At 44.9% G+C, this 12,943-nt stretch carries 12 protein-coding genes; 3 read left to right on the top strand and 9 right to left on the bottom strand.

Features of this window, described 5'->3' with window-relative positions; translation table 11 throughout:
• Window positions 1–50: 50 nt before the first annotated feature.
• From DKT75_RS09165 to DKT75_RS09135, 7 genes are all read right to left on the bottom strand, one after another.
• Window positions 51–1,802: a diflavin oxidoreductase gene (locus DKT75_RS09165; protein WP_109823129.1), complete on the bottom strand. Its 1,752-nt coding sequence runs from the start codon at window positions 1,800–1,802 to the stop codon at window positions 51–53.
• Between the two features lie 20 nt (window positions 1,803–1,822).
• A complete protein-coding gene (locus DKT75_RS09160) occupies window positions 1,823–3,586 on the bottom strand; it encodes a NirA family protein (RefSeq protein WP_109823128.1) in 1,764 nt (587 codons plus the stop codon).
• A gap of 224 nt (window positions 3,587–3,810) precedes the next feature.
• On the bottom strand, window positions 3,811–5,844 hold the full coding sequence (locus DKT75_RS09155) for a prolyl oligopeptidase family serine peptidase (RefSeq protein WP_109823127.1): 2,034 nt from the start codon (window positions 5,842–5,844) through the stop codon (window positions 3,811–3,813).
• A 115-nt stretch (window positions 5,845–5,959) separates the two neighbouring features.
• On the bottom strand, window positions 5,960–6,574 hold the full coding sequence (locus tag DKT75_RS09150; protein ID WP_109823126.1) for an HvfC/BufC family peptide modification chaperone: 615 nt from the start codon (window positions 6,572–6,574) through the stop codon (window positions 5,960–5,962).
• Window positions 6,567–7,412, bottom strand: a complete 846-nt coding sequence (locus tag DKT75_RS09145; RefSeq protein WP_109823125.1) for an MbnB/TglH/ChrH family RiPP precursor modification enzyme — start codon at window positions 7,410–7,412, stop codon at window positions 6,567–6,569. Before DKT75_RS09145 ends, DKT75_RS09150 begins: the two co-directional genes overlap by 8 nt.
• Window positions 7,413–7,784 (bottom strand): BufA1 family periplasmic bufferin-type metallophore, encoded by a 372-nt coding sequence (gene bufA1 / locus DKT75_RS09140; RefSeq protein ID WP_109823124.1) that lies wholly within the window; start codon window positions 7,782–7,784, stop codon window positions 7,413–7,415.
• 382 nt (window positions 7,785–8,166) lie between these two features.
• Entirely contained in the window at window positions 8,167–8,541 is a 375-nt protein-coding gene (locus tag DKT75_RS09135) for a hypothetical protein (RefSeq protein ID WP_109823123.1), read from the bottom strand.
• 136 nt (window positions 8,542–8,677) lie between these two features.
• Between DKT75_RS09135 and DKT75_RS09130 the strand changes: the two genes are divergently transcribed.
• Entirely contained in the window at window positions 8,678–9,247 is a 570-nt protein-coding gene (locus DKT75_RS09130) for a redoxin domain-containing protein (protein ID WP_158278825.1), read from the top strand.
• A 365-nt stretch (window positions 9,248–9,612) separates the two neighbouring features.
• Here DKT75_RS09130 and DKT75_RS09125 read toward each other — a convergent pair whose 3' ends face one another.
• Window positions 9,613–10,881: a type II toxin-antitoxin system HipA family toxin gene (locus tag DKT75_RS09125; protein WP_109823121.1), complete on the bottom strand. Its 1,269-nt coding sequence runs from the start codon at window positions 10,879–10,881 to the stop codon at window positions 9,613–9,615.
• A complete protein-coding gene (locus tag DKT75_RS09120) occupies window positions 10,871–11,200 on the bottom strand; it encodes a helix-turn-helix domain-containing protein (protein ID WP_109823120.1) in 330 nt (109 codons plus the stop codon). Before DKT75_RS09120 ends, DKT75_RS09125 begins: the two co-directional genes overlap by 11 nt.
• Before the next feature lie 250 nt (window positions 11,201–11,450).
• Between DKT75_RS09120 and DKT75_RS09115 the strand changes: the two genes are divergently transcribed.
• The gene (locus DKT75_RS09115) at window positions 11,451–12,188 is read left to right on the top strand and encodes a hypothetical protein (RefSeq protein WP_109823119.1); all 738 of its coding nucleotides are present in this window, start codon (window positions 11,451–11,453) and stop codon (window positions 12,186–12,188) included.
• 175 nt (window positions 12,189–12,363) lie between these two features.
• A partial coding sequence (locus tag DKT75_RS09110) for an IS30 family transposase (protein ID WP_109823118.1) occupies window positions 12,364–12,943 on the top strand: 580 nt, incomplete at its 3' end.

Here is a 12,943-nt window from a genome sequence, read left to right as displayed (position 1 = left end):
GTCATCAAAAATTGTTCTTGTAACAACGGGGCAGACCATACATTTTGTTGCTAGTAAACATCCCTCTGGTAGCGATGCTCATCACCCAGCTTATTCATATAAGCCTCAACAGCAGCCTCATCCAGCCCGCCATGCTCAGCAATAACCTGACGAATAGCCTTATCAACGTCCGCTGCCATGCGCGACGCATCACCACAAATATAGATATAAGCACCAGACTCTAGCCACTCATAGAACTGCTCTCCTTGCTCAAGAATATGCGTTTGCACGTAGACTTTTTTATCCGTGTCACGCGACCACGCTAAGCTGGTTTCAGTCAGTAGTCCACTGTCTTGCCATGCAGCAATTTCATCACGGTACAAGAAGTCTTGCGCTTCGTGTTGATCACCGAAGAACAACCAGTTTTTACCGATTGCCTGACGCATTTCACGTTCTTCTAAGAAGGCGCGGAAGGGCGCAATACCGGTGCCTGGTCCAATCATTATCAGTGGTGCTTCATCATTCACTGGAATGTGAAAGTGTGCTGAGGATTGTATGTACACACCAAAGTTTCCACCTGAGGTGAGGCGGTTGCCAAGGAAGGTTGAGGCAACACCTTTGCGGGCTTTCTCGAATAAGTCATAGTGAACTTCACCAATGGTTAAGTGAACTTCGCTGGGGTGCTTTTTCGGGCTTGAAGCGATTGAGTAAAGTCGTGGCTGAAGCGTTCGCAGTCCATTCACTAAGGTCTGTGCATCTAAACCTGGCTTTAGTTGAGTGAGTACGTCGATCACTTGGAAGTCATCTTCAACGCTTTCAATACCCCAGGTCTCTAACGCCTTAGCGTTGACGGTGGTGATATCAAGTTTGGTATTCAGTAGTACACGAAGCGAGGCGGAGCCATTCTTTTGTTCAACCACTTCGCGGCCTGTAAAGCCACCTGCAGCTAAGATTTCTTCGACTTCAGCTGGGCAGTTAAGTGGCCACACACCCAGCGCATCACCTACATCATAGTGCATATCTTCACCGCCACCGGCTAGTGAGATTTCGATGTGATTTACTCGCTTAGCAGACTGCTCGGCACTTAAGTTTTGCCCGCTAATTAGGTTACCAATAAACGGACGGTTTTTGTCATAGGCAGGAATGTCATCGTCATTAGCTGCAACCGATGTGTTGGCAGCACCCGCCGCAGACTTAAACACTTCTGTTTCAAAGACCGAGCCTTTCCATTCTCCATAGCTATCGTCAAAGTCGACGTCACAGGCGATGAAATCTTGGCAGTTGACTGCGCCTGCAGCACTGAGCTTCTGACTGATGTCTTCACCGCACTTATTAAAGAATGCGTAGCTCGAGTCACCTAAGCCACACACGCTAAAGTTAAGCGTGTCAGGTAGTGCTAGCGCTTCGTCTTCCATAAGTGATGTGTAGAAGTGCTTTGCGTTATCAGGCGGCTCACCCTCACCAAATGTCGAGCAGACAATCAGTATGTGAGAGTGTGCGGCAAGCTCTGCTGGTGTAATCGAGTCTAGCTCATCGATGCTGGCTTCAAAGCCTTGAGTCGCTGCATATTTTTTGAGGTCTTTAACAAGTACTTCAGCGTTACCCGACTGTGAGCCGTAGTAGATCTGCATGGGCGTGCCAACTACATCTTCATTGGCGCTAGCAGCGGCCTGTGCAATGGTGCGATAAGCTGTTAATAATCCGCTAAGCCATTCACGCTGTTCGGCTTCGAAAGGCGCGTCCTCTGGCAGTTCAACAACAGTGGGATCATTAGCCTGCGTGTCAATAATAGTGGCGAGTTGATTGATGAAATCGTTATTCATAAGTGTGCCGTATAGGTTGGTTAGCGTAGCAGGATAGCTTGCAAATCAGCTTGTTCGTGACGTCGAGTGAAGTCTAAGAAAGACTCACTGTCTTGGCGTGAGGCTAGGTAATTACCGATAATTTTCTCACACCACTCAGGCAGTTCACTGGCTGCGATAGGGCCGTGTAGTTCACGTGCTAAGCCTTGGTCTTGGTCACAACCGCCACCAACAAAAATAATGTAGCCTTCGCCGCCGTCAGGTGCCGATGCACCAATCAAACCGATGTCACCAATGTAGTGCTGCGCGCAGGAGTTTTTACAGCCAGTCGTGTGAATATTGATGGGCTGGTCTAACTCAAAGCGTGCTTGAAGGTGTTTAACTAGGTTTTCGGTGTCTTGCTTGGTGTAAGCGTTAGCCAACTTGCAGCCCCAGCGGCCAGTACAAGAGATTGCGCCTGCTGCAAATGAAGTTGCTGAAGTGCTTAAGCCCATTGCTTCGATTTCTGCAACAACGGCTGCGACGTCAGCATCTGGAATATGGGGAATAATAACGTTCTGCCACACGGTTAAGCGCACATCGTTTTTGCCATAGCGCATAGCCAAGTCACCGACACGACGCATCTGTTCAGGCGTCATGTGACCCACGTTTAACGTGATGCCAATATACTTGAGGCCTTCTTGCGACTGTGGGTGGATACCGATGTGACCTTGTCGGTTGATGGGCGCATGAGGTGCATCAAATTTGGTGTCAAGCTTGAGTAGTTGCACACCATTACCGACGCTATCAAGTGACTCTTGTATACGCTCAATCGTCCAGTCAAAACCGTGTTCATCGAGTACATACTTTAAGCGTGCTTTGTTACGGTTTGTGCGGTCACCATGCTCCAAGAAAACACGTAAAATCGCTTCAGAAATCTCAGGCGTATCTTCAGGTCGGCAGATAACGCCAGTATCACGAGCGAAGTCTTTGTGCCCAGTGATGCCCCCTAAAATCAAACGACAATAAATGCCCGGCTCAATGCCTTGGTCATTATCTAAGGTCTCTGTCGCGACAAAGCCAACGTCGTTGGTGTCTGACACGCAAGAAATTGAGCCGCCATTATCAAACGAGAAGTTAAACTTACGCGGTAAGCCTTGCAGGTCACGTGTGCGTAAAATGCGCTGGCCTAACTCAATACCGTAGTGGTGTAAGTCGATTAGCTCAACAGGGTCAAAGCCTGCAGTCGGGGTCGCTGTGATATTTCGTGCACTATCTGCGCCCGTACCATGACAGGTTAAACCGTAGTCATTGAGTGCTGTCAGCCATTCAATCAAGCGGTTAGGCATGATCTCACGAAACTGGAAATTGCCACGCGTTGTGAGGTGCGCATAACCACCTGCAATGTTCTCTGCCATATCACCGAGCACACGCAACTGGTCGCCACGAATTTTACAAGAGGGGAGGCGCATGCGGCACATATAACCGGGGCTATTCGGTTCGACGTTAAACATGCCGTAGTGACGGAACATAAAGTCGTCAATACCTTCGGCGATTTGACCTTGCTTGTCGTGCTCGACTAAGCGCGACCAGATATCGAGAATGTTATTGTCATGCTTGGCTAGCTCTTGCTTGCACAAGTCATCGAGAGGCGTTCCCCAAAATGTTTTGTCGATGTCCGCTTGCTCACCGGCACTTTTGCCTTTGAGTAAGTGCATATTGAGCGCCATTAAACTGTTTGCGAGGAATTTTTTTTGATCAGGGGTAAAGGCGTTTTTTGATTTGAGCTGTTGGAGCGGCACTGCTTTTTGCTGAGGTGCGGTCATGTATATAGCCCATATTGATTAATCTATATTTAATATGGAGCAAAAAACATGCCATTTGCGGGGTATTGCTAACTCTTTGTACTGAATGGCTATTGTCATGCTAACCGCAGCATCTGTAGCCGCGACTTTATATAAGAATGCACTGTTATGATGCGTTTATACTAAGCAATGACTCCGTATGGGCGTAAGCCCTACGAAGTCAAAACCGTTAAATGACAGATTGATTAGCCACTGAGTTTTTGCAATAGATACGTGAACTCTAGCGCGCGTTGTTTGGATGACTCTTTTAGGTTAGCCGCTGCACTGTGCCCACCATCGATGTTTTCGTAATACAGAAAGCTATAACTCATGTCTTCTAAACGTGCCGCCATTTTACGCGCATGGCCAGGGTGAACACGGTCATCTTTGGTTGATGTGACGAAGAATATTTCAGGGTAATCCATGTCGGCTTTAACGTTGTGATAAGGCGAAATGGAGCGTAAAAAATCACCTTCAACGGCATCTTCAGGATTACCGTATTCGCCCACCCATGACGCACCGGCGAGGAGTGTGTGGTAACGCATCATATCCAGTAGTGGCACAGCACAAATCACGGCATTGAATAGGTCAGGGCGCTGGGTAAACATCACCCCAACTAGCAATCCGCCATTTGAACCACCTTGTACACCTAAGTGTTTAGGCGAGGTGATTTTCTTTTCAATTAGGTCTTCTGCGACCGCAATGAAGTCATCAAACACCACTTGGCGCTTAGTTTTAAGGCCTGCTTGATGCCACTTAGGGCCAAACTCACCGCCACCACGAATATTCGCTTGGACGTAAACCCCGCCTTGCTCTAACCAAAGCTTGCCACGAACAGCGCCGTAGCTGGGTGTGAGTGAGACTTCAAAGCCACCATAGCCGTACAATAAGGTTGGGTTTTTGCCGTCTAACTTGCAGTCTTTATGACGCACAACAAAGTAGGGGATAAGCGTGCCATCGGTAGATGCGGCTTCGAACTGCTCGACGACCATGGATGACGCGTCAAACCAAGAAGGTAGTGACTTAGCCAGCTCTAATTCTTTGGAGAGTGTGTCATATAACCAAAGCGAACTAGGCGCTAAAAAGCCATCGGTCACAAGGAATGCTTTGTCCTCTTTATCGTTCGACGCAGTGATATAAACAGAGCCAATACCGGGTAACTCAATAGCTCCTGAAGACCACGCTTTACCGTCCCAATCAAAGGAGTACGCTTGACCAGCAACGTTTTCAAATAAGCTAATCAGTAGCTTGGAGCGTGTGGCTGAGATTGAACCGATAGAGGTGCGTTCATTGGGTGAATACACCAAGTTTAGCTCGGCAATTTCACCTGTTTTCATGAAGTCTTCTACAGAGAATGACAACAGATCGCCGCTTTTAAAATCGCGCCAGTCTTCATTTAGTGTGAGTAGTAACTGACCTTTAAACTCTGAGTTGAGGCTCGACTTTTCAGGGATAGGGAGCTTAACAGGCTCCAGTGTATCCGCTGGTAGCCAATAAGTTTCTGAGGTGAAGAATGTCACTGCACGATGTACCATAATCTCGCGCTGGCCATTACTAAGCTCCATGCAGTACGTATAAACGTAAACATCCGTTTGCTCGCCTCGCATAAGCTCAGTCGCATCGGCCAGATCAGTGCCACGTTTCCACAGCTTTGAGATCATCGGGTAGCCCGAGTCAGTCATGCTGCCTTTGCCAAAATCAACGGCAATCAATAGTGTGTTTTCGTCAAGCCATGAGGCGTTACCTTTTGACTCTTCTGTGATAAAACCATCTTCGACGAAACACTTTTTAACGGCATCAAACTCGCGAGTCAAGCTTGCATCTTTGCCGCCATCGGACAGGTTTACTAAGCACTTTGACTCGTCGGTACTAAGGGTTGTGGTGCCTGCGAAAACCCAGTTTTTGTCTTCTTCTTTGGCTAGTGCGTCAATGTCGAGAATGGTTTCCCACACTGGCTCATTGGTCATGTAGCTGTCTAAATTAGTCGAGCGCAAGATGCCTCTTACGTGGTCCTCGTCTTGCCAGAAGTTGAACAGTTTACCGTTACGGTAGCTGACAAAAGGGATCTTATCTTTGGAGTTAGCGATCTCGTTGGCGTCCGCTTCCATGGCTTTAAAGCGCGGGTCGCTTTCTAGTCGCTGCTTGGCGGTTTCGTTCCATGCTCTTACTTTGGTGAGCGCTTTGTCACCAAGTACTTCTTCTAGGTAGAGGTGCGAATCTAAGTCGGGTATCTGAGTCATATGAGCGGCCTTATGAAGATAGCGGGGGATTTAATTTAGCATGGTTGGTTAATTTAAATACAGAGTTGCTGGGGAATATTAACAATGGGTAACGGGGTCAATGGCATCAGTACTTTCAGAACGCCTCTTTCATAAAAAACAACTCGTCATCTTTCCAGAAAGTCACCAGCGTGATGTACTCACTTTCATCTTGGTAAAGCTCAGGGTGCAAATCAAGGCGCTGGTATAGTCCCAACTCAGTTGCTTCGGCCCCGCTATCCATGAGTGCTTTTAAGGTTATCCAAAGTTGGTAATAACACGCTTCCACTTGAATACGCTGATCTTCACAAAACGCGTTATGGTGAAAAAAGTCGATCTGAGCCAAGCGCGCGCTGACGGACCAAATAGCCTGCTGTGGACGTTGCTCACCATACTCTAGTAAAAAGCCAGGAAAGTGAGCCGCGTATAAGGTAAACAGAGGTCGTTCTGGTGGTGACTCTTTAAGGTACTCGGCACAAATAAATTGATACCCCTGAGTGCCAATATAAGCATTGGTAACAGGGAAGTGTGCTTGTAAGTGTTGAGCAACCCCACCATGCAAATTGCGTTGGTATATATCGAGCGCTAGCGCCTTAGGAATGCGGTCACTGCAACGCCAATCATCAAGCTTGTAAGCTTCATCTCCTGCGTAAATTTGTGCTGACATTTCCTGCTGTGCTAACGAAAATGGTGAGATTGAGTGCTTATTCATTAATTGTATCTACCAGTGTTTGTCGCTCAGACTCTAACTCATCAAAGCTTGGCAAATTATTATCTCGCTCGATGATAGTAGGAATTTCACCACAGGTTGCATAGGTGGCTTTTAGCAAATCGCATACCGCCTGAGGCACTTGCTCGCCATGGGTATCAACCCAGTAACCATTGTCAGCGCTGTCATCAGTCGCATGAAACTTAGAACCCGCGACATGAATCTGCACAATGCCATCAGCAGGGATGAGTTGCAGTAATGTACTCAGTTCAGCCGTCGGTTTGAGGTCAAAGTTGGTCGCATTGGTCCATAGGTTGTTGAGGTCTAACAACATCTTACAGCCTGTCCGCTTCATCAACTCAGCGGTAAACTCCCATTCGCCCATTTCGTCTTGTTGAAAACGTTGATAGTAACTAATGTTTTCCAGCACTAGTGGACGTTTCAAGCGTTGCTGTACTTGGTCAATACGAGGGCATAAGTAGTCCAACATACCCCGTGTAAAGGCAAAGGGCAGTAAGTCAAAATGTTGGCGTTTACCCGCAGCAGACCAGCACAGGTGGTCGGATAACCAAGCAGCTTCTGTTTGCTGGTATACCGACACCAAGGCATTCAAATAATCGGTATCTAGCGGGTCAGGGCCGGCGATGTTTAAGCCTACCGAATGCAGTGCAATGGGGTAATGCTCTCGCAGTTTTTCAACGACGCGCTGCCGGCCACTGGATAAGAGTAAATCATCAGCGATTAACTCAAACCACGGTGTTTGGGGCTTATCACGAAGGATGATCGGTGCATGCTGGAATCGGAAACCAAGTCCGATTCCAGCCGGAAGCAAATCCTTCACTTATTTAACGACTTTCTTAACTTGGAACTCAGTTTTTCCTAGTGCGACAGCGCCGTCTTTACCCTTCATCATGAAGTGGCCGTTTTCGTGCTCAGCACACTCTTTAAGTGTTGTGTAAACCCACTCATTTAAGCTGTTGTCTATTGACTTAGGGCTTAAACCAGCGCAGTCGTGAGAACCATCAAGTGCGCCACAGTCATTCTCGCCACCTTTAGCAGCACCGACACATTTCACAACATATTGACCTTCGTCATATGCTTTTACTTGAGAGCGCTCATCACCTGATTTAGAGATGCTTTTAACGTCTGCAGCGTGTGCGCCAACAGCAACCAAAGAGAGTAAACCTGCAGTCAAGATTTGTTTCGTGCTCATAAATGTATTCCTATATTTATTAATTTTAAAGTGTAAAAAAAATGTGACGGAGTGTTTTAAAAAACACCGTCCTAGAAATAACGAATGAGTGAGCTATTTAACTGCATTATTTTTTGAATAATTATTTTATGCTGAAAGTGAAGGCGGCTTATGCCTCTACTAACTCGTTCTCATGATTGTTAGCAGACTTCGATGCTGAAACACGTTTCAAGGTTAGAGCTAAGCGTGGTAATGGGAAGACTGGCCGAGGCTTACAGTTGCTTGCTAAAGCGATGTCAGATAACAGTTCACCCAGTTAATGCTTGGATTAGACATCGTTGCAAGTGGTTGCTGGGAATTATCAACAATGAGTAACGGGGGTGATGGGAGGGGGTAGAGAGTTTTATATCAGTGTTAAGGCCATGCAATTAAGTATAAAAAGTATAACACCTGCTAGTAGCGAGATTTTAACCATTCCAGTAGGTGCTTGAATTGTCTTTAGATCATCTATTGACTCTATGCCTTCGGTCATTCCGCGCGTATGCCAAGTAGCGACGACAAAGTATGATATGTAACCGGCAGGGATGATGATGCTCCATGACGGAAAACTAATCGTAAACAGGGCGTAGACGCACACCAGCACCCAGACAAACTCAAAGATAGTCGTGAAAATAAACAGTTTTGTGAAACGACCTTCGTTTTTTTGGAGGCTTAATGCTTCGATTATAACGCCTATGGCAATGACTAGGCCAAGGGCGAAGAAAGTGCTGGTACTCATATTATTTTTTCCATTTTATGGTCATAAGCTTTGGTAACTTTGCAAAGCTTTTCTAGATGTATAAATAATATCTAAGTCCATCGGTTTTGTTAACTCTCACGTATAGATAGAAGAGCTCTTAACAAAGGAACCTATCGTGAAACCCTATTTCTCAACTCAAATAAAAATATACTTGGGTACGCTATTGTTACTTTTTACTGCTAATACCTATGCTAATGACAGTCAGAAAAAACTCACCCCTGCACCCGAATTCACACACTCCAAAGCATCTGAATGGATAAACGGTAAGCTACTCAAGCTTGCTGACTTAAAAGGTAAGGTAGTACTACTGGATATTTGGTCTTATGGCTGCTGGAATTGCTACCGCTCTTTTCCTTGGGCTAATGATTTAGAGAAACGATTAGAGGATGAGGACTTTGTGATTATTGGCGTTCATGCGTCTGAGTTTGACAGTGAGCGTGATAGTAACAATGTCGTAGCTAAGGCGAAGCAGTTTAAATTGCACCAGCCAATTATGATCGATAATGACTTTAGCTACTGGAATGCCTTAGGCAATCAGTATTGGCCGACGTTTTACCTGATTGATAAGCAGGGAAAATTACGCGCTAAATACCTTGGCGAAACTCACAAAGGTGACAAGCAGGCGCTTAAGATTGAAGGTGGCATTCAGTACTTATTGAATGAAGAAACCCTTGCAAAAAAGTAGCGACTAAAGCTGGTTTAATGGCGGATGTTGTAATAAAACTCCGCCGATATAGCGTGCACCTTCCTGTTTTAAATGGTTTCGCCACTTACTTGAGAAAGCGCTGTAAGTGTTACATATCTCTGAGTAAGTGTTTTATTGATATTACTTGAGTTATAAAATTTCTTATGTCAAAAACTATGGGTGTTTCTGATATAAAGGATTTTTCTCAGTTAGTGCTAGATGAAATCGGAACTATTACAGGTAACAGGTTTTAAAGGTATCTCACTACCAATTTTTGTACTTGCCGGAATACACTCATAATTAGACATCAGCATGGTAAGCGTAGAGGCTTACCATGCTGATTGGTGATATCTTCAGGAGTTACTTCAACGTGCATAATCCTCAAACGCAAACGGGTTCAGAAATTGTCGATCCCAGAGTAAGTTTCTATCTACCTCGCTAAGTTCCACTTCATCACAAACACCAGCCCAGTGACCTTTAATCACACTTATCTGGTGTTCAATTATTTCCTTAGCTTCTGCTTCTGACAAATGAAAGTTGTGCGCCGCCTCTAAACAGTTTTGAAGTTGGCTAAGGTTATTATTTCCATGAATTAACATTGCTTGAGAAGCCGTATTACCTGCACGGCCTTGAGGGCAAATATCATACGCTGGCGTAAGTGTTAACTGACTACCATCCCAAAAAGCAGCATGGTTTCTGGCGTGGTCATCGGTGTTTCCTGAAAGGATGTTAAACACCAGTCGAGAAAACAACTCACGAAGCGTATTTTTAGGATTAGAAAAACGGTGTCGGATTAATTCAGCCAGTACCTCATAGCTAGCATACCTTGCCATCATGTCGTCCAGCCCAAATAAGGTCAGAGCAGATAACATGGCTTTACGTTGCCAGCCGTTTTTGGTGTGAATGCGATCAAAGCGCTCAATCAAAAGTACATCTTTGTGCAGTGCTTTAACTAGTCGAACAGGTGCAACGTTTAGACCTGCGATAGCAGCCAAACGCATCGCTATGTATTCCGCTTTCACCACACTATAAAGATCTGAGCTAGCAGAAAACTTAGCAACATACTTTTTATTGTCCTGCTCAATTAAAGCCTTTGGGCGAGCGCCACCAATCGAACTACCATGAAATAGCGCTTGGTCGAGCTCAGGCGTTAACGGGATGCCTTGTTGAACACGCCCTACAGACTCGATTAACTCATCTAGCGAGGGGTTAAGAGGAGAGCGAGGTACATACTCAGTCGGTGAAGTCTGAAAGTCGAGCGCGCCAATCCTGTCCGAACCTGATTCAAGCAAGTAGGTCAACTCGTCAAGTTGTGCGGTATCGGCATTCGCGCCTTTTAACCCAAGAGTTCGGTTAATAATGACGCGTCGCCCCCACGCATCAGGCGCTGCATCACGTATACAGCTTGGCATGTCCAAACCATCTAACAAGGGAATAGAGCCTGATTGTAGTGGCAACTCTTTATCATAAATAGCAATGGCAGGGTTAGCGCCATCCACTCGCGCCAAATAGCTTTTACCATAATTAAAGAGTAGCTCTTTACCATCCATTTCCAACTTGCCAGCAACAACAGGTTCGGTTGCTTCGGGGAGCCAAATCCAGACATAGGCCTCGGTATAGTTGTTAGAAGTCATCGTCTACCTTGCGTTGCTTTTTACGAATGGATTTTGGGAGAAGGGTGAGCTTATCTTCTACTTGGCGGATGTGCTTGCTTAGACTGGTTTCGTCAGCGTCAAACAGCTTTACGCCAACGATAGTGGCTACCTCGAAGAATGCACCGATATTGCATTTGGGGTCGCCGTTTTCGATACGTTGTAGAAAGGGACGGGATATTCCCGCTCGTTCTGCAACTTCGGTGGCCGTTAACTTTTTTTCTTTGCGAGCTACTTCTATGAGTTGACCGAGTAGAAGTACTGCGTTTTTAGACGGAGCAGAGTATGTGTCGATTTTCATTTTTGATACCTGTGTATTTCATAAGTATCTTATATGTAACCCAGAAGTGTCAAATGTGAAGTTTCATTCACTTGGTTTTTTCGAAAACGTACAAAGTTTTGTGTGATGATGCTACCTTGGATATTAATGGTGTTTTTCCAGATAGGTAAATTGAATTACTAATGCTATTTACTGATACTTAACTTTACTGGCTAAATGTACTACAGTCCGTGAGGCAAAGTTATTATATTTTAAATATAGGGGTATTTTTGTGAAAGTAATTAGTTTTTTGATCTTTTTGTTTGTTTTATCTTTTTCTAATAGCTTATATGCCAGTGAGATCGGTGCTTGCGAGGTTCTTAATCCACAAGCAAAAGTAAGTGAAAAAATCGCAGCAGAAGTAGCAGGATCAGCCTCAACACTTTTTAAACTTGGTGCAATTGATGGTAATGTAAAGCTGTCTTTAGATAAAGAAACAACAAATATTTTTGAAAAGCATAAAGATGCAAATAAAACAGTAATTAAAGCTAAGCTGATATATTTATATTGCAGAGTAATAGAAGGTAGTGATTCTTTAAGCGACTTAGATAAGCTGAATGCCATCCGGAAATTATTCACTGAAAATGATGACATTGACCTTCCCGAAGGGTCTCAAAGCCGTGTTGTGTATAATGAAGTTGAGTTTACAGTGAAGTCATGTACCCAAAAAGCAAAATCCATTAAGTGTAAATTTACAGTCAAAAACACCTCCAGTGATAAAAAAATCACTTTAGATGCTAGAAGCTTTTTGATTGATGCTGAAGGTGATCAATACAATGTCGACAAAATTAAATATGGAAGAATAATTAATGAAAAATATCCAATCAAACTATTAGTTAAAGGAGTTTTAGTTAGATCTGAGATGACATTTTCAGATGTGATTTCAAGTGGTGATATAGTCCCTCTTTTCAGGGTTGCTTTAAGCTCTTCAACTTACGTTGAATTCAGAAGTGTTCCTTTGGTTCGTTAATTGTCCTGTTTTAAACGATTTACCGCACGCATATCAGAGTGTGTGCGGTAAATTATTGTCGATAGTTTGGTTTGAGTTAAGGCTGGAGTAATAGAATAAGTGCAACACGCACCTGATTGAAAAGTGAGTTAACTGACGTTACCGTTTCAGTTCTCACACAAAAAACAGGTCTGCTATGAGCACACATTATCGCCAGCTAACTCAGGCACAACGATACCAAATTTGGAGCTTGCGAGAAACTAAACATAATTTACGTCAAATAGGGTGCAAAGTAGGCGTTCACTATTCAACAGTTAGCCGTGAGTTGAGACGGAATAAGTCTGCCAACGGTTATGAAGCCGCTTCCGCTCATCTCCAGAGTATTGGCCGACAGAAAGAGGCTGCAAAGCATCATAAAGTCAGTGATAAAACGGATGACTTTATTAGGAAAGGACTTTGCTTAGGCTGGTCTCCAGAGTCGATCAGCCAGCGAATGAAGCGAGAGGGAGTCCCACAAAAAGAGCGTTTAAGTCACAGCACGATTTACCATCGAATAAAGAGGGATAAACATCAAGGAGGGGTGCTTTACCAAGCATTACCCTGCTATGGAAAGACGCGCTGGAAAGGTGGGAAACGTAATAGAAAAGCGGGTGTAAACCTCATTCCTAATCGAAAAGATATATCAGAGCGCCCAGCTATTGTTGATAAACGCACGCGACTCGGTGATTGGGAAGGCGATACGATCCATGGCCAATCAGCATACTTAGTCACACTCG

It is taken from the genome of Leucothrix arctica, assembly GCF_003172895.1.
Classification (GTDB): domain Bacteria; phylum Pseudomonadota; class Gammaproteobacteria; order Thiotrichales; family Thiotrichaceae; genus Leucothrix; species Leucothrix arctica.
Note: the sequence above shows the minus strand (reverse complement) of the source record. Positions and strands in the feature narration are given on the sequence as shown.